This window comes from Enterobacter quasiroggenkampii (genome assembly GCF_043972695.1).
Classification (GTDB): Bacteria; Pseudomonadota; Gammaproteobacteria; order Enterobacterales; family Enterobacteriaceae; genus Enterobacter; species Enterobacter quasiroggenkampii.
The window spans coordinates 2,061,260-2,080,036 of sequence record NZ_CP143745.1 but is presented as its reverse complement, the minus strand read 5'-3'; the positions used below and the strand labels follow the sequence as shown (position 1 = coordinate 2,080,036).

General features: G+C 57.8%; 21 protein-coding genes. 8 read left to right on the top strand and 13 right to left on the bottom strand.

From position 1 onward, the window contains the following. Positions 1 to 49 precede the first annotated feature (49 nt). Positions 50 to 781 carry an arginine ABC transporter substrate-binding protein ArtJ gene (artJ, locus tag V1572_RS09920; protein WP_021240923.1) on the top strand — a complete coding sequence of 244 codons (732 nt, stop codon included), beginning with the start codon at positions 50 to 52 and terminating at the stop codon, positions 779 to 781. Between the two features lie 86 nt (positions 782 to 867). On the opposite strand, the gene V1572_RS09915 is transcribed toward artJ, so the two are convergent. Together V1572_RS09915 and V1572_RS09910 are read right to left on the bottom strand one after the other, a co-directional pair. Next, positions 868 to 2,337, bottom strand: a complete 1,470-nt coding sequence (locus V1572_RS09915; RefSeq protein WP_395299918.1) for a sensor histidine kinase — start codon at positions 2,335 to 2,337, stop codon at positions 868 to 870. Continuing rightward, positions 2,321 to 3,028 carry a response regulator transcription factor gene (locus V1572_RS09910; RefSeq protein ID WP_025912904.1) on the bottom strand — a complete coding sequence of 236 codons (708 nt, stop codon included), beginning with the start codon at positions 3,026 to 3,028 and terminating at the stop codon, positions 2,321 to 2,323. The genes V1572_RS09915 and V1572_RS09910 overlap by 17 nt, the downstream gene beginning before the upstream one ends. Before the next feature lie 116 nt (positions 3,029 to 3,144). Here V1572_RS09910 and V1572_RS09905 point away from each other — a divergent pair, with 116 nt between their 5' ends. After that, positions 3,145 to 3,594 (top strand): hypothetical protein, encoded by a 450-nt coding sequence (locus tag V1572_RS09905; protein ID WP_045908432.1) that lies wholly within the window; start codon positions 3,145 to 3,147, stop codon positions 3,592 to 3,594. Between the two features lie 90 nt (positions 3,595 to 3,684). Here V1572_RS09905 and rlmC read toward each other — a convergent pair whose 3' ends face one another. The 9 genes from rlmC to nfsA form a co-directional block, all read right to left on the bottom strand. Next, a complete protein-coding gene (gene rlmC / locus V1572_RS09900; protein ID WP_395299917.1) occupies positions 3,685 to 4,815 on the bottom strand; it encodes a 23S rRNA (uracil(747)-C(5))-methyltransferase RlmC in 1,131 nt (376 codons plus the stop codon). A gap of 40 nt (positions 4,816 to 4,855) precedes the next feature. Continuing rightward, complete coding sequence (locus V1572_RS09895; protein ID WP_045908434.1) at positions 4,856 to 5,329, bottom strand: YbjO family protein; 474 nt, start codon at positions 5,327 to 5,329, stop codon at positions 4,856 to 4,858. A 65-nt stretch (positions 5,330 to 5,394) separates the two neighbouring features. Then, the gene (gene potI / locus V1572_RS09890) at positions 5,395 to 6,240 is read right to left on the bottom strand and encodes a putrescine ABC transporter permease PotI (protein WP_008503447.1); all 846 of its coding nucleotides are present in this window, start codon (positions 6,238 to 6,240) and stop codon (positions 5,395 to 5,397) included. Beyond that, on the bottom strand, positions 6,237 to 7,190 hold the full coding sequence (gene potH / locus V1572_RS09885) for a putrescine ABC transporter permease PotH (protein WP_024907854.1): 954 nt from the start codon (positions 7,188 to 7,190) through the stop codon (positions 6,237 to 6,239). The genes potI and potH overlap by 4 nt, the downstream gene beginning before the upstream one ends. Positions 7,191 to 7,200: 10 nt before the next feature. Next, on the bottom strand, positions 7,201 to 8,334 hold the full coding sequence (potG, locus tag V1572_RS09880) for a putrescine ABC transporter ATP-binding subunit PotG (protein ID WP_021240929.1): 1,134 nt from the start codon (positions 8,332 to 8,334) through the stop codon (positions 7,201 to 7,203). A 143-nt stretch (positions 8,335 to 8,477) separates the two neighbouring features. Next, complete coding sequence (potF, locus tag V1572_RS09875) at positions 8,478 to 9,590, bottom strand: spermidine/putrescine ABC transporter substrate-binding protein PotF (protein WP_045908435.1); 1,113 nt, start codon at positions 9,588 to 9,590, stop codon at positions 8,478 to 8,480. Between the two features lie 351 nt (positions 9,591 to 9,941). Then, entirely contained in the window at positions 9,942 to 10,418 is a 477-nt protein-coding gene (locus V1572_RS09870) for a YbjN domain-containing protein (RefSeq protein ID WP_003858385.1), read from the bottom strand. Positions 10,419 to 10,481: 63 nt separating this feature from the next. After that, a complete protein-coding gene (gene rimK / locus V1572_RS09865; RefSeq protein ID WP_045908436.1) occupies positions 10,482 to 11,384 on the bottom strand; it encodes a 30S ribosomal protein S6--L-glutamate ligase in 903 nt (300 codons plus the stop codon). Positions 11,385 to 11,453: 69 nt separating this feature from the next. Next, positions 11,454 to 12,176 carry a nitroreductase NfsA gene (gene nfsA / locus V1572_RS09860; RefSeq protein ID WP_395299916.1) on the bottom strand — a complete coding sequence of 241 codons (723 nt, stop codon included), beginning with the start codon at positions 12,174 to 12,176 and terminating at the stop codon, positions 11,454 to 11,456. Between the two features lie 184 nt (positions 12,177 to 12,360). On the opposite strand from nfsA, the gene V1572_RS09855 reads away from it, so the two are divergent. Further along, positions 12,361 to 12,630 (top strand): GrxA family glutaredoxin, encoded by a 270-nt coding sequence (locus V1572_RS09855; RefSeq protein ID WP_006809455.1) that lies wholly within the window; start codon positions 12,361 to 12,363, stop codon positions 12,628 to 12,630. Between the two features lie 30 nt (positions 12,631 to 12,660). Here the strand turns inward: V1572_RS09855 and V1572_RS09850 are convergent, their stop codons facing one another. Beyond that, positions 12,661 to 13,035 (bottom strand): inner membrane protein YbjM, encoded by a 375-nt coding sequence (locus V1572_RS09850; RefSeq protein WP_048222222.1) that lies wholly within the window; start codon positions 13,033 to 13,035, stop codon positions 12,661 to 12,663. 273 nt (positions 13,036 to 13,308) lie between these two features. On the opposite strand from V1572_RS09850, the gene V1572_RS09845 reads away from it, so the two are divergent. The 5 genes from V1572_RS09845 (at position 13,309) to V1572_RS09825 (ending at position 18,232) form a co-directional block, all read left to right on the top strand. Beyond that, positions 13,309 to 14,994, top strand: a complete 1,686-nt coding sequence (locus tag V1572_RS09845; RefSeq protein WP_014169303.1) for an aspartate:alanine antiporter — start codon at positions 13,309 to 13,311, stop codon at positions 14,992 to 14,994. 254 nt (positions 14,995 to 15,248) lie between these two features. Next, on the top strand, positions 15,249 to 15,569 hold the full coding sequence (locus V1572_RS09840) for a metalloregulator ArsR/SmtB family transcription factor (RefSeq protein WP_395299915.1): 321 nt from the start codon (positions 15,249 to 15,251) through the stop codon (positions 15,567 to 15,569). Positions 15,570 to 15,609: 40 nt separating this feature from the next. Next, positions 15,610 to 16,899, top strand: a complete 1,290-nt coding sequence (locus V1572_RS09835) for an arsenic transporter (RefSeq protein WP_063621266.1) — start codon at positions 15,610 to 15,612, stop codon at positions 16,897 to 16,899. 12 nt (positions 16,900 to 16,911) lie between these two features. After that, positions 16,912 to 17,343 (top strand): glutaredoxin-dependent arsenate reductase, encoded by a 432-nt coding sequence (arsC, locus tag V1572_RS09830; RefSeq protein ID WP_045908444.1) that lies wholly within the window; start codon positions 16,912 to 16,914, stop codon positions 17,341 to 17,343. A 118-nt stretch (positions 17,344 to 17,461) separates the two neighbouring features. Continuing rightward, a complete protein-coding gene (locus V1572_RS09825; RefSeq protein ID WP_395299914.1) occupies positions 17,462 to 18,232 on the top strand; it encodes an SDR family NAD(P)-dependent oxidoreductase in 771 nt (256 codons plus the stop codon). On the opposite strand, the gene V1572_RS09820 is transcribed toward V1572_RS09825, so the two are convergent. Further along, the gene (locus tag V1572_RS09820; RefSeq protein WP_045908446.1) at positions 18,229 to 18,774 is read right to left on the bottom strand and encodes a TetR/AcrR family transcriptional regulator; all 546 of its coding nucleotides are present in this window, start codon (positions 18,772 to 18,774) and stop codon (positions 18,229 to 18,231) included. The genes V1572_RS09825 and V1572_RS09820 overlap by 4 nt on opposite strands. Positions 18,775 to 18,777: the final 3 nt, after the last annotated feature.

The following is an 18,777-nucleotide window of genomic DNA, read 5'->3' as shown; positions in this document are numbered from 1 at the left end:
ATCCAGGCCGCAGACACGGCGCATCAATAAGACAGACGGGAGCATTACAATGAAAAAGTTAGTTCTGGCCGCATTACTCGCCACTTTCGCCGCTGGCGCATCCGCTGCGGATAAAATCAATTTCGGCGTGTCCGCCACCTATCCGCCGTTTGAGTCGCTGGATGCCAGCAACCAGATCGTCGGTTTCGATATCGATCTGGCGAAAGCGCTGTGCAAACAGATGCAGGCCGACTGCACCTTTACTAACCATGCTTTTGACAGCCTGATCCCGTCGCTGAAGTTCAAAAAATACGACGCGGTGATCTCCGGGATGGACATCACGCCTGAGCGCAGCAAGCAGGTGGCGTTCACCGACCCGTACTACGCCAACTCGGCGGTGGTGATTGCGAAGAAAGGCGCGTATACCTCTTTCGATCAGCTGAAAGGCAAACGCATCGGGATGGAAAACGGCACCACGCACCAGAAATACCTGCAGGACAAACATCCTGAAGTGAAGACCGTGGCCTATGACAGCTACCAGAACGCGATTATCGACCTGAAAAATGGCCGTATCGACGGCGTCTTCGGCGATACCGCCGTGGTGAACGAGTGGCTCAAAACCAACCCGCAACTGGGCACGGCTACCGAGAAAGTGACCGATCCACAGTACTTCGGCACGGGCCTCGGCATCGCGGTACGTCCGGATAACAAAGCCCTGCTGGAAAAACTGAACGGCGCGCTGAAAGCGATTAAAGCGGACGGTACGTACCAGAAAATCAGCGAGCAGTGGTTCCCGCAGTAATGTCTTTTGCCGGGTGACGGCTTCGCCTTACCCGGCCTACGGGGGGATTTGTAGGCCGGGAAAGCGCAGCGCCGCCCGGCACTCTCTCATAACGGCACAAAGAACCTGAACCGTGCCCCGCTCACCGACTCCATTAGCCTGATCCCGCCCCCGTGCAGCTCCAGCATCCGTTTCACGATTAACAGCCCCAACCCGCCGCGATTCTCCCGCGAGGCCTGGGTATTGAGCGCCGACGGCCGCTGAAACAGATCGTCGCGCAGCGAGGCATCCACGCCCGTTCCGCTGTCGGACACTTCGACCTGCAGCTGTTCATTTTCCTGCCACACCGCCAGGCGAATTTCTCCGCCGCCCGGCGTATGGCGCATCGCGTTATCCAGCAGGTTAGTCACCACGCGTTCAATCATCGACACATCGGCGTTTACCATCGGCAGCGGCCCCGGCACGTCAATATGCAGATTGACCTCTCGCGTGCGGGCCGTGAGCTCAAACTTCTGCGCCACGTCGGAAATCAGCTCCGCCATTGCGAACCGCTCGCGCTGGGGTTTAATACCGCCGTGTTCAAGGCGCGCCAGCTCAAACAGCTGCTGCGAAAGATGCCGGACTTTTTGCCCCTGACGCAGCGCGGTGGCGAGATACTGCTGGTGCTCCTGCGGCGTCAGGGTGGCGGATTTGAGCGACAGGGTTTCGAGATAGCCCAGCAGTGAGGTCAGCGGCGTGCGGAGATCGTGCGAAATATTGGCGATAAACTCCCGACGCTGGCGATCGCTGTCGGCCAGCCGATCCCACTGTTGGGTGATTTTGCGCGCCAGCTCGATAAAGCTGTTGCGCAGGATCGCCACTTCATCTTTTGCCGCCGTGTCCGGCGTCTGTGCCGCCAGCAGCCTGATTGCGCTCATGCTGTCCTGCTCCAGCCCGGCGACCTCCACCGTAAGCTGTTTGACCGGACGCGTGACCCAGTACCAGACCAGCAGCCCTGCCAGCAGCCCAAACAGCGCGACCCACAGCAGTGACCACAGGACGGTACTCCACAGCGCCTTGTGCCAGGCCATTTCCGCCAGAGCGTTTGACTCCTCCCCCTGCAAAATAATGTACAGATAGCCTTTTAGCTCGCCGTCCTGCCGCAGCGGCGTGGCGCTGAAGACTTTTTGATTTTGACTGCGCGGATCGTCGCCCAGTACCGGCATGGTGGTGCCGCTCAGGAAGCTCTGCACCGGCGCCAGGTCGATTTTTTGCCGCTGAATATGGCCCGGCGGTGCGGCATCGGCGAGGATATCGCCGTCAGGAGAGATAACGTACAGCTCAACGCTTGGATTAAAGGTCATCAGCCGGCCAAACAGCGGTTTCAGCGCGCTGCGGTCGACCCGGCCCTGCGCGTCAAGAATCGGTTCGCGCTGGACGATCTGCTGCGCCAGCCCACCCGACAAACGCTGCACCATTGCGTTACCGTACTGCATGCTGCTGTAGAGCTGTACCGCGCAGGCGACGGCGGCGCAGAGCATCATCAGCAGGATGAAGAGCAGCGTCAGACGCTGGCTCAGGCTAAAGCGACGCATCATGCTGCGGCTCCGCAAATTTGTAGCCCTTGCCCCAGACGGTGCGAATGATCTCCGGCTCGGCGGCGTCCTTCTCTATCTTGATGCGCAGGCGGTTGATATGGGTGTTGACGGTGTGCTCGTAGCCTTCGTGCTGGTAGCCCCAGACCTGCTCCAGCAGCGCCAGACGGGAGAACACCTCGCCGGGATGACGGGCAAAGAAGTAGAGCAGCTCGAACTCGCGCGGGGTGAGGTCCACCACCTGGCCGTGAAGCAGCACGCTGCGCGCCAGCGGATCGATGGTCAGTCCGTGCGCCTGAATGTGTCCGTCGGTTTGCGCCTGCCCCATCGCCTGCTGGCGACGAAACAGTGCTTTGATACGCGCAATCAGCTCCTGCACGGAGAACGGTTTTGCCAGATAGTCGTCGGCGCCGGTTTCCAGCCCGGTGATGCGGTCGGTTTCGCTGCTGCGGGCGCTGATGATGATCACCGGCAGGTAGCGCGTCATCTGACGGATGCGGCGGCAAATCTCCAGACCGTCCACGTTGGGCAGCATCAGGTCGAGGATCACCGCATCCCACGTCTGTGCTTCAAGACGCTGCAGGGCGTTGCCCCCGTCGGGCTCGTGGGTGATGGCGTAGCCTTCGTCTTCTAAATTGAGTCGCAGAAGCGCCGCGATATCGTGGTCGTCTTCCACCAGCAGGATCTGCTTCATGGGTAAGCCTTCATTCATTTCTTATGACGTAAGCTTACCTGATTTCGCCGGGATGAAGAGTTCACATTTTGTTGAAGATTTGGAAGGTAACAAACCAACATACTGAGGATGTTTATATGTCGATCGTCTCGTCTTTTTCAGACACACTTCTCACACTTCCTGTTAATCACAATACCGATTTCACCGATCTGGCCGACAACTGCCAGCGCTACTGCGAAGCGCTGGTTGAAGAAACCGATCCTGCCAGAAAAATCGCGCTCTGTGGCCGCCTCGCCACCTGTCTTGCCTTGCTCCGCCCGATGCTGCTGGAACCTGTGCCGGAGCATTTGTATGAACGATTAACGGTGGACGTTTTCCCAGAAAGAGAACCTGCATTCAACGCGGAGCCTGATCAACTGTGCCGTTATTGTGAGGAGATTACGCAACTCTTAATAGGGGGGGTACTTGCGCCGGAGTCAGCCCGCGTGATGGGTGATCTGCTCTTTGAGCTGACAGGCTATTTTGCCGACCAGTTGAAAGCGCCACGCTGGCTTAAAACAGAGGCGGGAGTCGCATTCCTGGGTTGAGCAAACAAAGCCGGGTGGCGGCTACGCCTTACCCGGCCTACTCCGGATCGTAGGCCCGGTAAGCGCAGCGCCACCGGGCGATGTTGAGGATTAGTGCGTTTTCACCAGCAACGTCAACACTTCATAATGCGCGGTATGCGGGAACATATCAAAAAGCTGAACGCGTTCAACGCGATAGCCCGGTAGTTGCGCAATGTCTTTCGCCATGGTCTGCGCGTTGCAGCTGGAATAGATGATGTATTCCGGCGCCATCTGGCTCAGGTAGTCACACAGCGCATTGCCGATGCCGCGGCGCGGCGGGTTGACCAGCACCAGCTCCGGCACGTTGCCCTGGCCGGTCGCGAACTGCGTGGAGTCGAGCGCCTGGAAGTGCAGATTCGTTAACCCCAGTTCGGCGGCGGACTGCTTCGCGCAGGCAATCGCTTCGCCAGAGATCTCAATCCCGGTGAGCTGCATCTCCGGCGTGGCGCAGTGCAGGCCAAACCCGCCCACGCCGCAGAACAGATCCCACATGTGGTGAACGTACAACGCACGCACCCAGTCGCGGGCGGTGGCGTACAGGCTGCTTGCCACGGTCGGGTTGGTCTGGAAGAAGCTTTGCGGGCGGATCCACAGCGGCACGCCGTTGAAGCTCTCCGCCAGCGCGTGCTGGTCGGTGAAGAAAATCTCTTTCTTCCCTTCCATGATCGCCATATGTACCGGCTGAATGTTCGCCGTAATGACCTTAAGCTGCGGAAGCTGTTCCTGCAGCCACGGCAGCGCCGCGCGCAGCTGCGCCAGCTTAGTTTCAGAGCGCAGCACGAAGCGCAGCATCATGCCGCCGTCGATCTGGCTTTCGGTCAGCAGAAGGTATTTCAGCTCGCCGCGCTTGCGGGCCACGTTATAGGGCGTTAACCCTGCCCGGGCAATAAACGGCTTGAGTGCGGCAAAGACCGGCGCAAAGGAAGCGGGATAGAGCGGGCAGTCGGTTAAGTCTTCGGGCGTGCCGTCGCGGTGCAGCATCCCCAGCAGCGGTTTTTCCACGCTGCCGCTGACCACCATTTTGGCTTTATTGCGAAAACCCTGCTCAGGGCCGCTGACGGGTGCGCACCACTCGCCCACCGCGTGTTCTGCCAGCAGCTGTTGCAGGTCGGCCATTTTGGCGGTGAGTTGTTGAGAGACCGGTTGTTCTATCCACTGACAGGAGCGGCAGCGTCCGGCGGCATAGAGTGCGCACTGCATATGAAAACCTTAAAAATCACGAGGGCTGCGATTATACACATTATTGCAGGCGGAAGAACCGCCGACTGGAGGCCGGAACGAAGAGAAGAAAGAGCACCAGCATGTCCGGCAGTTTTTGCATAAACAGCGCGCGCAGGATCTCGCGTTTGGATTCACCGGCAATGCTGAACAGCTCCGGGTAGCCGTAGCCCAGCGAGGCGGCCCACAGATAGCTCGCCGCGGTAATCTGTGTCAGCATATAGACCCAGCGCGCCCAGTTGCGCCCTTTAACCAGCGAAAACGCGCAGTAGATCTCGATAAACACAAGCACCAGACTGCTCAAAAAGACCAGCGTCAGATTCCACGTCTGCACGCTGCGGTGAATGAATTCACCGATGCCGCGCACACCCAGGGTATTCAGAATCATCAGCACGTCCAGGCAGCGGATCATAATAATGGCGAGCGCCGCCACCTGAACCAGTGCAGGTACGTTAGGACGCGCGTGCGTAATACGTGATTTTTTTAATAATCCCAATGTTTTACTTCCCTGAAAAACAGTGCCGCGTCATGCGCGGCACATCACTGGAAATTTTAAATCCTTCAGCCGCGTCTTGCACGCTGGATATCGCGCACGCGCTGTTTTTCCGCGCGCGCCATCAAATACCAGGCGATAAATCCGACAATTCCGACCACGCCGAGGATGATAGAGGCCAGGGCGTTGATCTCCGGGTTGACCCCCATGCGCACGCTGGAGAAAACCAGCATCGGCAGCGTCGTCGCCCCCGGGCCGGAGACAAAGCTGGCGATAACCAGATCGTCGAGCGACAGGGTAAACGCCAGCAGCCAGCCGGAGATCACCGCCGGCATAATCATCGGCAGCGTGATGATGAAAAAGACCTTCAGCGGCGTCGCGCCGAGATCCATCGCCGCCTCTTCAATGGAGCGATCCAGCTCGCGCAGGCGTGAGGCGATCACCACCGCGACATAGGCGGTACAGAAGGTGACGTGCGCCAGCCAGATGGTGAGCATCCCGCGGTCCGCCGGCCAGCCGATGGCGTGCGCCAGGGCCACGAACAGCAGCAGCAGCGCGAGACCGGTGATCACGTCTGGCATAACCAGCGGAGCGGTGATCATAAAGGCGAAGCCGTTTGAACCGCGAAAACGCCCGAAGCGCACCATCACCAGCGCGGCGATCGTGCCCAGCACGGACGCCATGGTCGCCGCCAGCGCCGCAATGGTCAGGCTCAGCCCCACCGCGCTCATCATCGCATCATCGTGGAACAGCTCGCTGTACCAGCGCGTCGACCAGCCTGCCCAGACCGTCACCAGCTTGGAGCTGTTAAACGAGTAGATCACCAGCATCAGCATCGGCGCATACAGGAAGGTAAAGCCGATGACCAGGATCGCAATTCGCCACGGGGAGCGCACTACCGGTAAGTTGTTCATCCGTGATCTCCCATCTGTTTCTGCTGATGCTTGTGGAACCACATGATCGGCACGATCAGCAGCAGTAACATCACGATCGCCACCGCCGAGGCCACCGGCCAGTCGCGGTTATTGAAGAACTCCTGCCACAGCACGCGGCCAATCATGATGCTGTCAGGCCCGCCGAGCAGTTCCGGGATCACAAACTCCCCCACCGCCGGGATAAAGACCAGCATCGACCCGGCGATAATCCCGCCCTTGGTCAGCGGGACAATGACGCTGAAGAAAGTTTTCAGCGGACGGGCACCGAGATCGAGCGACGCTTCTACCAGCGAGTAGTCGATACGGGTCAGCGCCGTGTAGATCGGCAGCACCATAAACGGCAGATAGGCGTACACAATGCCGATATAGACCGCGAGATTGGTGTGCAGGATCGTCAGCGGCTGATCGATAACCCCGAGCCACATCAGGAAGTTATTTAGCACGCCGTTGTTTTTCAGGATCCCCATCCACGCGTAAACGCGGATCAGGAACGAGGTCCACGACGGTAAAATCACCAGCAACAGCAGGATGTTACGCGTTGACGGCTTGCTGTGCGCCACCGCCCACGCCAGCGGGTAGCCCATCACCAGACAGCAGAGCGTCGAGATCGCCGCCACCTGCAGCGACTGCAGATAGGCTTCGAAATAGAGCGGATCGTCGGTGAGCTGCAGGAAGTTACCCAGGTTTAAGGTCAGCGTCAGCTGCCCGTCGGCCCAGTCCAGCAGGTTGGTGTAAGGCGGGATCGCCCGCGCCATTTCCGCCAGGCTTATCTTGAAAACAATCAGGAACGGCAGCAGGAACAGCAGGATCAGCCACACGTACGGCATGGCGATCACCAGCTTGCGGCCGTGCTTCATCTGCATGCGCGTCAGCCAGTGGGCAAAGCCGCCCGGCTTTTCGACGCGGGCTGGAGGTTCAAGTGTACTCATTGGCCGCTCCTTATACCGTCAGCACAACGCAACTGTCTGCATCCCAACACAGGCGCACTTCGTCGCCCCAGGTCGGCTGTCCCTTGCGATAGCGATGTTCGTTCTGTAACTGCGCGCTGAGCATCTGCCCGCTTTTCAGGCGCACGTGATAGATAGAGAGATCGCCCAGATAGGCAATGTGCACCACTTCCCCGACGGCAAAGTTATAGCCATCAGCAGGAGGGTCTTCACAGAGCATGATCTTTTCCGGACGTAGCGCGACGTAGACCGGCACGTTATCCACTACCGAGTTATCCGGATCGACCTTAAGCGGATGCTGCAGCCCCGGCGATTCGATGACCAGACCGTCTTCCTGACGATCTTTCAGCAGCCCTTCGAAGACGTTAACCGAGCCGATGAACTCCGCGCTGTAGCGGGTGGTCGGATGCTCATAAATCTCTTCCGGCTCGCCAATCTGCACGAACTTACCGCGGTTCATGATCGCAATACGTCCGGCCATGGTCATGGCCTCTTCCTGGTCGTGGGTGACCATCACGCAGGTCACCCCCACGCGCTCAAGGATATCGACCACTTCGAGCTGCATACGGTCGCGCAGCTTTTTATCCAGCGCGCCCATCGGTTCGTCAAGCAGCAGCAGTTTCGGGCGTTTTGCCAGGCTGCGGGCCAGGGCCACGCGCTGGCGCTGGCCGCCGGAGAGCTGGTGCGGCTTACGCTTGGCGAACTCCTGCATGTGCACCAGGCTCAGCATCTCGGCCACGCGCGCGGTAATTTCGGCTTTCGGCAGCTTGTCCTGCTTCAGGCCGAAGGCGATGTTCTGCTCCACCGTCATGTGCGGAAACAGCGCGTAGGACTGGAACATCATGTTGATCGGGCGCTGATACGGCGGCACGCTGGAGAGATCCACGCCGTCGAGCACGATCTGCCCGGCGGTGGGCTGTTCAAAACCGGCCAGCATACGCAGCAGGGTCGATTTACCGCAGCCAGAGGCCCCCAGAAGGGCAAAAATTTCGCCTTTATAGATCGTCAGGCTGACGTCGTCCACGGCATGCTGGCCATCGAAAGATTTGGTGAGGTTACGTATTTCAAGCAGCGGGGTCAGCGCTTTACGGACTTTCGCCTGCGGGCGGGGGATCGCGTCATTCACGGGGTGTTCTCCGGTAGAGATCAAAACTGGTGCAAACGCACCGTCAGGGTGCGCATCGCCGGGCGGCGCTAACGCTTGCCCGGTCTACGGGTTGTAGAGGCCCGGTAAGCGATAGCGCCACCGGGCAGCAATACCAAACGCCGTTATTTACCGCTTTTCACCTTGGTCCACGCGCGGGTACGCACGCGGTCAATTTTTGGATCCTGAACTTTCAGGGTGAAGAGCTTGGCGAACACATCCGCTGGCGGATAGATAGCCGGGTTATTACGGATCTCTTCGCTCACCAGCGGCACGGAGGCCTTGTTACCGTTCGCATAGTAAACGTGGTCGCTGATGTGGGCGATAACCTCAGGACGCATCAGGTAGTTGAGGAACTGATACGCTTCGTCTTTGTTTTTCGCGTCAGCCGGCATCGCGAAGACGTCAAAGAAGGCCAGCGCCCCCTCCTTCGGAATGAAGTAAGAGACGTTCACGCCGTTTTTCGCCTCTTTCGCGCGGTTTGCCGCCTGCCATACGTCCCCTGCCCAGCCAATCGCGACGCAGATGTCGCCGTTCGCCAGGTCGTTAATGTACTGAGACGAGTGGAAGTAACGAATATTTGGACGCAGCTTCAGCAGCAGATCGGTCGCCGGGCCGGTGTAATCATCCGCCTTATTGCTGTTCGGGTCTTTGCCCAGGTAGTTCAGCACGGTCGCGAAAATCTCTTCCGGCGCATCGAGGAAGGAGACGCCGCAGCTTTTCAGCTTCTCAAGGTTTTCCGGCTTCAGCACCACGTCCCAGCTGTCCAGCTTCACGTCCGGGCCCAGCGCCGCCTTCACTTTATCGACGTTAAAGCCGATACCGGTGGTCGCCCAGAGATACGGCATCGCGTATTTGTTGTCCGGGTCATGCTTGGCCACCAGCTTCAGCACTTCCGGATCGAGATTTTTCCAGTTCGGTAACTTGCTCTTATCCAGCGGCTGGAAGACGCCTGCCGTCAGCTGGCGCTCGAGGAAGCTTGCGGAAGGCACCACAAGGTCAAACCCGGTGCTGCCCGCCATCAGTTTTCCTTCCAGCACTTCGTTGGAATCGAACACGTCGTAGACCACTTTAATGCCGGTCTCTTTTTCAAAATTTGCCACCGTGTCCGGAGCAATATAGTCAGACCAGTTATAAACGTGCAGCGTTTTTTGTTCCGCAGCGAGCGTGCCGGCAGAGACGGCCATCAGAGCACCCGCAACCAGACCCGATAACCATTTTTTATTCAAGGCGATCATAGTGTTATTCCTTCTGAAAGCTCGTTAACAAACGAACTAAAACTGTGCAATCTGGATATATGCAAAAATCATGCATAGTTTGTCGCTCTGCTCAAAATAAAAAGAAACCTCTTTACCCGGCAGCTTCCGCTCGCTTTTTGAAGCATCGCAAGAATAACTGTAGCCCGTGTCTCCGGCTATAGCCCAGACGAAAAAACGCCTTTTATCAATTTTTTATGCAGGTTAAGTCTACGTGATAAGCCGAAACGGCCTTCAGGGAGGTGAATAATTCTTTAAAGGAAGGTTAAAAGCAGCAGAAAAAATGGCCTTCTGCAGCCGCCATGGCAGCGACTGCGCAAAAGTCAGACAGGCTTAGTGAAGAAAATTGGGAGATGCATCATTATTCTCTGCATCATCTTCCGCGCTATACAGCAGATGATGTGCATTGGCTTCCATCATGACCATCGAAATTTGCTCTTCGCTCAGGCGCATAAACCAGGCGAACTGCTTGAACGACAGTCCTGCCCCGGAGAATAAAGACTGGCAAACGACCAGTTTTGGCAGATTATCATCCTGTATGTCGAGAAATGCCTTCACCGTCAAAGAACTGGCATTGATGGCCGACAGGTCGGAGGCCAGCGCCAGCAGCGCGGAGGGCTTCACTTCGGCCAGCGCGGAGAAAAGGATCACGTCGTTAATCAGATCGATTTTGGCATCGAAAATGCCGTCGAAATTCTGCATATGAGGCAGATGCAGCGCCTGGCAGGAATCGCATTCGAAGAACGTAATTCCGGCATCATCAAGCCATTGACGTAACGTATCCAGTGTAGGTACGACCTGTAAATCCATCGCGATGCAGCCTCTTTAATAAAAACTTCGCATAGGGTACTCAAAAAGCGCGCGGTAATCCATTTAACCACCCGTTTTCAGACAGTAGCCTGGCGTCGCATGACGCTCGATCCATAAGATCATTTTACCCGCAATATCGACCCCTGTGGTTTTTTCCACGCCTTCCAGTCCGGGCGAGGCGTTCACCTCCATGACCAGCGGCCCGCGAGTCGCCCGCAGAAGATCTACACCCGCCACGTCCAGCCCCAGGGTTTGCGCGGCTTTCACGGCAATTTCCCGCTCCCGGTCGCTGATATCGGCTACACGCGCGACGCCGCCGCGGTGAAGGTTAGAGCGGAAATCGCCCTCTTTGGCCTGACGCTCAATGGCTGCCACCACCTCGTTTCCCACGACGAAGCAGCGGATGTCGCGCCCTTTGGCCTCTTCGATATACTCCTGCACCAGAATGTGGGCATTCAGCCCGCGGAAGGCGTCAATCACGCTCTCCGCTGCCTGACGCGTCTCCGCCAGCACCACGCCAATGCCCTGGGTGCCTTCCACCAGCTTGATCACCAAAGGGGCGCCGCCCACCATGTCGATCAGATCGCTGGTGTCGTCCGGTGAATGGGCAATCCCCGTGACGGGGAGATCGATCCCCTGACGGGCAAGGAGCTGCAGCGAGCGCAGCTTGTCGCGGGCGCGGGAAATGGCGACGGATTCGTTGAGCGGATAGCTGCCCAGCATCTCGAACTGGCGCAGCGCGGCGGTGCCGTAGTAGGTAATCTGGGAGCCGATGCGGGGGATGACCGCATCAAAATGCGGCAGCTTGCGGCCTTTGTAGTGAATCGACGAGGCGGCCGGGTCGATGTTCATATAACAGGACATCGGGTCGAGGATCTCAACCTGATGCCCGCGTTTCGCCGCCGCTTCTCTCAGGCGCTTACATGAATAGAGCGTTCCATCCCGGGACAATATGGCAATTTTCACCCTGCACCTCTCTGAAGACATGGAAAAAGCCTGCGTATCATATACGCAGGCAGGCGCAGGATAAATGGACTATCGCGTCGCCCAGCCCTGTTTGTGCAGATAATCAAGAATAAACGGGCGATTTTCTTTAATGATGGTGCGACGAATATGGTCAGTCCAGGTATCGCGACGGTTATTGCTGCCGCGCGTCAGGTAGTAGTTCGCCAGCTCTTCATCGTATTGATTCAGGACGTCCTGATCGACCGGCTGGTAGTGGTTTTCATGCACCAGCATCGCCGCAGGAATGCGCGGCTTCAGATCCGGGTTATCCGCCGGCCAGCCGAGGCACAGGCCAAACAGCGGCAGCACGTGTTTTGGCAGCTTCAGCAGCTCGGTCACGCTTTCAATGTTATTACGCAGACCGCCGATGTAAACGCCGCCTAACCCCAGCGATTCCGCCGCCGTGAAGGCGTTTTGCGCCATCAGCGCGGTATCCACCACGCCCAGCAGCAGCTGTTCGGCCAGGCCGAGCTCGGCCTCAGGGCAGATCTGCAGATGACGGTTGAAGTCAGCGCAGAACACCCAGAACTCCGGCGCCTGGGCCACATGCTTCTGCCCGCCGGTCAGCGTCACCAACTGCTCGCGCATGGCCGGGTCGGTGATGCGGATAATGGAGCTGCACTGCAGGAAGCTGGAGCTTGAGGTCGCCCTGGCGCTGTCAATAATCGCGGCACGCTGCGCCTCGGTAATCGGCTCATCGGTGAAGTGGCGAATGGAACGGTGGGAACGGAGCAGGTCAATCGTGGGTGTCATCTTGTCTCTCTTTGTCTTGCTTAATACGTATTGCAGCCAGTATAGGCAATGATTTGCGCGATGTAATTGGCGAAACATAGCCTGACTGTATCAAAGCGACAGGCGAAACCTTCTTTAATGGCGGCAGGTTATCGGGCACTATATGTCTTATTCGCCGTCAGGCTTGTTTTTTGAGGAGAGAGAAATGTTTGCAGTAATTTTTGGTCGTCCAGGGTGCCCATACTGTGTACGCGCGAAAGAGCTGGCTGAGAAACTGACCGAAGAGCGCGATGACTTCAACTTCCGCTACGTGGATATCCACGCGGAAGGCATCACGAAAGCGGATCTCGAGAAAACCGTCGGTAAGCCGGTTGAAACCGTACCGCAGATCTTCCTCGATCAGAAACACATCGGCGGCTGCACCGACTTTGAAGCCTACGCCAAAGAGCATCTGGGCCTGTTTGCCGCCCAGTAATGTGAAGACGCCCTCACCGAGAGGGCGTTTTTATTTGTGGTGCCGCCGGTTATGAAGCAGACTGCGCACAAATAAGTAGCAGAGCGCGCCAAGGGCGCACCAGAATACGGCGCTCATCAACCATGCCAGCTCCTGCCAGAAACTCCGCGTTGAGATATAGAGCAAGCGCATCAGCAGCAAACAGAGCGGCGCGGCCAGCATGGCACCCAGCAGCGGCTTCACCACCTCCCCTTTACGGGAGAGAAAACTGGCAGCAGCCCCCGGCAGCGTAAAAAAGAGCAGCCCCAGCTCCGGATGACCCGATGCCCTGAATGCCCCTTTCACGTTAAAAGCAAGCGACATGCATACGACCGTGAACAGCAAAAAGCAGCTGATCACCCCCGCCCAGTTTCGTTTAATGTTCAAACTATCCTCCTGACTTATCTCTATCAAATACACTTTCGTCGGGTAGACGCCCAGTCAGATAAAGCAATGCGGCAATCCTTGCCAAAGTACGCACAGGGTGATGCGATAATCAGTAGCTGTCAGTAGCTAATACGATTAAACTACACGCCAGCTAATGTTTTAGGGAATAAAGCAGGAAACAGGGAGCGTTAACGCCTTTCCCTGACCCAGAAAACAGTAGCCCAAAAAGTCCTTTCATTCAACAACTTACTGGTAAACAAGAAGTTAGCCTCCGTGAATATAAACGTCGCAGACTTGTTAAATGGGAATTACATCCTGTTATTATTTGTGGTACTGGCGCTGGGCCTTTGCCTGGGTAAATTGCGCCTGGGTTCAGTTCAACTTGGTAATTCCATTGGCGTTTTAGTCGTCTCCTTATTATTAGGCCAGCAGCACTTCAGCATTAACACGGACGCGCTCAACTTAGGTTTTATGCTGTTTATATTTTGTGTTGGCGTGGAAGCAGGACCGAACTTTTTTTCAATTTTCTTCCGCGACGGCAAAAATTATCTGATGCTGGCGCTGGTAATGGTCGGCAGCGCGCTGCTGATCGCCTTAGGGCTGGGTAAACTGTTTGGCTGGGATATCGGGTTAACGGCCGGTATGCTGGCAGGCTCCATGACCTCCACCCCTGTGCTCGTGGGTGCCGGTGATACCCTGCGCCATTCCGGCATGGCCGGCGCGCAGCTTTCTACCGCACTCGACCACCTGAGCCTCGGCTATGCCCTGACCTATCTGATTGGTCTGGTGAGCCTGATTGTCGGCGCACGCTACCTGCCAAAACTGCAGCACCAGGATTTACAGACCAGCGCCCAGCAAATCGCACGCGAGCGCGGTCTCGATACCGACTCCAAACGTAAAGTCTATCTCCCGGTGATCCGCGCCTATCGCGTCGGGCCAGAGCTGGTGGCCTGGGCTGACGGCAAAAATCTGCGTGAGCTCGGGATTTACCGCCAGACGGGCTGCTACATCGAACGTATCCGCCGCAACGGCATTCTGGCGAACCCGGACGGCGACGCGGTGCTGCAGATGGGCGATGACATCGCGCTGGTGGGTTACCCGGACGCCCACGCCCGTCTCGACCCGAGCTTCCGTAACGGCAAAGAGGTGTTCGACCGCGATCTGCTCGACATGCGCATCGTCACCGAAGAGATCGTGGTGAAAAACCATAACGCCGTGGGCCGCCGCCTGGCGCAGCTGAAGTTGACCGACCACGGCTGCTTCCTCAACCGCGTGATCCGCAGCCAGATTGAGATGCCTATCGACGACAACGTGGTGCTCAACAAAGGCGACGTGTTGCAGGTCAGCGGCGACGCCCGCCGCGTGAAAACCGTGGCCGACCGCATCGGCTTTATCTCCATTCACAGCCAGGTCACCGACCTGCTGGCCTTCTGCGCCTTCTTTATCGTTGGCCTGATGATCGGGATGATCACCTTCCAGTTCAGCAACTTCAGTTTCGGCATCGGTAACGCCGCCGGGCTGCTGTTCGCCGGGATCATGCTGGGCTTCCTGCGAGCGAACCACCCGACCTTCGGCTACATTCCGCAGGGCGCGCTGAACATGGTGAAAGAGTTCGGTCTGATGGTCTTTATGGCGGGCGTGGGCTTAAGCGCGGGCAGCGGGATTGGTCACAGCCTTGGCGCCGTCGGCTGGCAGATGTTGGTTTCCGGACTTATCGTCAGCCTGGTACCGGTGGTCATCTGCTTCCTGTTCGGTGCCTACGTGCTGCGCATGAACCGCGCCCTGCTCTTCGGGGCGATGATGGGGGCGCGTACCTGTGCGCCTGCGATGGAAATCATCAGCGACACCGCGCGTAGCAACATTCCGGCGCTGGGGTATGCGGGCACGTATGCTATCGCTAACGTGCTGCTGACACTGGCGGGTACGCTGATTATCATCATCTGGCCAGGACTCGGATAACTCCTAAGAATGCGCGTAGTGGAAAATATTTTTGTTACGCGCAGAACTTTTTTATCAGGGGGCAGTCATAACTAGTGCCACTGCTTTTCTTTGATGTCCCCAATTTGTGGAGCCCATCAACCCCGCCGTTTTGGTTCAAGGTTGATGGGTTTTTTGTTGCCTGAAATTCCCGTACCTCTCATCTCTGCTTCTCTCCTGCAGTCAAAACATATATGATTATCCATATATAAATTATTACACCTGCAGGAACTCCCATGCTCCACCCGCTTCAGCTCTTCAAAACCCTCTCCGACGAAACGCGGCTCGCCATCGTCATGCTGCTCCGCGAAGCGGGCGAACTGTGCGTCTGCGATCTCTGCTCCGCGACCGCCGAATCTCAGCCGAAGGTCTCACGCCACATGGCCCTGCTCCGCGAGTCCGGGCTGGTGATCGACCGTCGCGAGGGTAAGTGGGTCCATTACCGTCTCTCTCCCAACATGCCTGCATGGGCGGCAGCCGTTATCGACACCAGCTGGAACTGCCTGCGGGAAGAGACGCGCATGAAGTTGAAAAACCGGCTTCCGGGTTCGTGCTAACCCAAACACATTCACAAAAACAGATATAACGGAGTAAGCGATGTTTCTGGCAGGGGCAATTTTTCTGTTTACGCTGGTATTGGTCATCTGGCAGCCCAAAGGACTGAGTATTGGCTGGAGCGCGACCATCGGCGCCGTGCTGGCGCTGGCCAGCGGCGTGATTCACATTAACGATATACCGGTAGTCTGGAATATCGTCTGGAACGCCACGGCAACGTTTATTGCCGTCATCATCATCAGCCTGCTGCTGGATGAGTCCGGCTTTTTCGAGTGGGCGGCGCTGCACGTCGCCCGCTGGGGGAACGGTCGCGGGCGATTGCTGTTTACCTGGATTATCCTTCTGGGCGCAGCCGTCGCAGCGCTGTTTGCCAATGACGGTGCGGCGCTGATCCTGACGCCTATCGTTATTGCCATGCTGCTGGCGCTGGGGTTCAGCAAGCAGGCTACGCTGGCGTTTGTGATGGCGGCAGGTTTTATCGCCGATACCGCCAGCCTGCCGCTGATTGTGTCGAACCTGGTCAACATTGTCTCGGCAGACTTCTTCACGCTGGGGTTCAGCGAATACGCTTCGGTGATGATTCCCGTTGATGTCGCTGCGATTGCCGCAACGCTGGTCATGCTCCATCTGTTCTTCCGTAAGGAAATTCCGCCGGAATATGACCTGGCGAAACTGCGTGAGCCTGCACGCGCGATAAACGATCTTCCAACGTTCAGAACCGGCTGGATCGTGCTGCTCCTTCTTCTCGTCGGTTTCTTTGTGCTGGAGCCGCTGGGTATTCCGGTCAGCGCCATTGCGACTGCGGGCGCGCTGGTTTTGTTTGCCGTTGCAAAACGCGGACATGCGATAAATACCGGAAAAGTGCTGCGCGGCGCACCGTGGCAGATCGTCATCTTCTCACTGGGGATGTATCTGGTGGTGTATGGCCTGCGCAATGCCGGGCTGACGGACTCTCTTACAGGCGTACTGAATAGCCTGGCCGGGCACGGATTGTGGGCCACCACGCTGGGTACCGGGTTCATCACCGCGTTCCTGTCATCCATAATGAACAATATGCCCACGGTGCTGATTGGCGCGCTCTCCATTGAGGGCAGCACGGCAACCGGGTTGATTAAGGAGGCGATGATTTACGCCAACGTGATTGGCTGCGATCTGGGTCCGAAAATCACGCCTATCGGCAGCCTCGCCACCCTGCTCTGGCTCCACGTACTGGCGCAGAAAAACATGACGATCACCTGGGGTTACTATTTCCGGACGGGCATCATCATGACGCTGCCGGTCCTGTTTGTGACGCTCGCCGCGCTGGCGCTACGTCTCTCCTTCACACTGTAATGAGCCACTGATATGAGCCACATCACCATTTACCACAACCCCGCCTGCGGCACCTCGCGCAACACGCTGGAGATGATCCGCAACAGCGGCACGGAGCCAGAGATTATCCTCTATCTGGAAACCCCGCCGTCGCGCGATACGCTGACCACCCTGATTGCCGATATGGGCATTTCGGTGCGGGATCTGCTGCGTAAAAACGTGGAGCCCTATGAACAGCTCGGCCTTGCCGAAGATAGCTTCACCGACGACCAGCTAATCGAGTTTATGTTGCAATACCCGATTCTGATTAACCGTCCGATCGTGGTCACGCCGCTGGGCACCCGCCTGTGCCGCCCGTCTGAAGTCGTCCTAGATATTCTGCCGGATGCGCAGAAAGGGGCATTTACGAAAGAAGATGGCGAAGCGGTGGTCGACGCCAGCGGGAAAAAAATCTCGCCAAAGTAACCCATTGATAATGGCACGGTAAGATCTGCCAACCGCATACCCCGCCCAACGGCTGAGTTGCATCCGCCGAAACCCGGCACATACTTTTGAGGGTTAAGTCTGGTGAGGGTATGCAGGCATGGGTCTTAAAAACAAAACCGCCGTCATCTTCGGCGGCAGCGGCGCCATCGGCAGCGCTGCGGCACACGCTCTTGCGCGTGAAGGCGCGGAGGTGTATCTCGCCGCACGCACCCACGCCAGGCTGGAGCAGGCCGCCAGCAGCATTCGCGCCGCGGGCGGTTCTGCCAGCACGTTTGTTTTCGATGCGCTTGAGGAGTCCTCGCCGCTCCCCGACCTTGCCCGCATTGATATCGTCGTCAACGCCACGGGCTTTATGCACGATCAGGGCAAACGTCTTGAGGCATTAACGCTCGGCGAATTCCGTCAGGGCTTCGACCCTTTCCTGGCCGCGTACTTTAACATTGCGAAAGCCGTGTCATCCCGCATGGGCGGCGAGCATGGCGGGACCATAATTACCGTCGTCGCCCCCGCCGCAAACATGACGATGGCGGGCCACCTCGGACATATCGTCGGCTGCGCGGGAACGGAAGCCTTTACCCGGGCGCTTGCGGCTGAGCTGGGGACTCAAAATATTCGTGTGCTGTGTCTGCGCTCGCACGCAATAGCCGACGCGGTGCAGTCGGGTTCGTATGTGGGCGCCATTTTCGCCGCCAAGGCGCAGGCGATGGGTATTACGGTCGGGCAGTTTCTCGGCGGCGCCGCGCAAAGCACCCTGACGCATCGCCTGCCGACGCTGGCGCAGGTAGCAGACACGATTGCGTTTCTGGCTTCAGATGCGGCAAGCGCAATGACGGGAACCACCGTCAACATGACCGCGGGCGCAACCTAGCTCTCGCCCGCAATCCTGCCCACCATGGCCCGGATCTCTTCGCGGGTTAAGGGCGTCCGGTCAGTGACGTAGTGCAGCGTCATCCCTTCGATAAACGCATCCAGCGCGCGGGTGGTGACCGGGTCGAACCACTGCTCCAGCGTGGTCTGGCTCATCTTCATCCAGTCCTGCATCACCGTTTTGAGCGCCGCGCTGCGGTGCATAAAGGCGTAAAGCTGATACATCAGCGCCATGTTGTGCGGCGTGGTCACCTGCGAGCTGTGGATCAGGGTAGTGATGGATTCGCACGCCATTTCCGGCCCGGTGACGCCCGCAAAGAAATCCCGGTACTGCTGCGACATCTGGCGGGTAAACCACGTGAAGGCCTCCTCCAGCAGCGGCTCCATACCGTCGAAATAGTAGGTCATCGACCCCAGCGGCACGCCCGCGCAGGTGGCGATTTTACGGTGCGTGACGGCGTGAATACCGTGTTCAGCAATGGTGTCGAGCGTCGCCTGCAGGATTTTCTCCCGGCGATGCGGATCGTTGGGTGGTCTGCTCATCAA

Excerpts from the sequence above, each read along its gene's own strand:
- potI (WP_008503447.1), bottom strand. The coding sequence starts at position 6,240 with ATGAACAACTTACCGGTAGTGCGCTCCCCGTGGCGAATTGCGATCCTG.
- V1572_RS09825 (WP_395299914.1), top strand. The coding sequence starts at position 17,462 with ATGGGTCTTAAAAACAAAACCGCCGTCATCTTCGGCGGCAGCGGCGCC.
- potH (WP_024907854.1), bottom strand. The coding sequence starts at position 7,190 with ATGAGTACACTTGAACCTCCAGCCCGCGTCGAAAAGCCGGGCGGCTTT.
- arsC (WP_045908444.1), top strand. The coding sequence starts at position 16,912 with ATGAGCCACATCACCATTTACCACAACCCCGCCTGCGGCACCTCGCGC.
- V1572_RS09905 (WP_045908432.1), top strand. The coding sequence starts at position 3,145 with ATGTCGATCGTCTCGTCTTTTTCAGACACACTTCTCACACTTCCTGTT.
- V1572_RS09820 (WP_045908446.1), bottom strand. The coding sequence starts at position 18,774 with ATGAGCAGACCACCCAACGATCCGCATCGCCGGGAGAAAATCCTGCAG.
- V1572_RS09840 (WP_395299915.1), top strand. The coding sequence starts at position 15,249 with ATGCTCCACCCGCTTCAGCTCTTCAAAACCCTCTCCGACGAAACGCGG.
- V1572_RS09915 (WP_395299918.1), bottom strand. The coding sequence starts at position 2,337 with ATGATGCGTCGCTTTAGCCTGAGCCAGCGTCTGACGCTGCTCTTCATC.
- V1572_RS09870 (WP_003858385.1), bottom strand. The coding sequence starts at position 10,418 with ATGGATTTACAGGTCGTACCTACACTGGATACGTTACGTCAATGGCTT.
- V1572_RS09855 (WP_006809455.1), top strand. The coding sequence starts at position 12,361 with ATGTTTGCAGTAATTTTTGGTCGTCCAGGGTGCCCATACTGTGTACGC.
- V1572_RS09835 (WP_063621266.1), top strand. The coding sequence starts at position 15,610 with ATGTTTCTGGCAGGGGCAATTTTTCTGTTTACGCTGGTATTGGTCATC.
- artJ (WP_021240923.1), top strand. The coding sequence starts at position 50 with ATGAAAAAGTTAGTTCTGGCCGCATTACTCGCCACTTTCGCCGCTGGC.
- V1572_RS09910 (WP_025912904.1), bottom strand. The coding sequence starts at position 3,028 with ATGAAGCAGATCCTGCTGGTGGAAGACGACCACGATATCGCGGCGCTT.
- potF (WP_045908435.1), bottom strand. The coding sequence starts at position 9,590 with ATGATCGCCTTGAATAAAAAATGGTTATCGGGTCTGGTTGCGGGTGCT.
- nfsA (WP_395299916.1), bottom strand. The coding sequence starts at position 12,176 with ATGACACCCACGATTGACCTGCTCCGTTCCCACCGTTCCATTCGCCAC.
- rlmC (WP_395299917.1), bottom strand. The coding sequence starts at position 4,815 with ATGCAGTGCGCACTCTATGCCGCCGGACGCTGCCGCTCCTGTCAGTGG.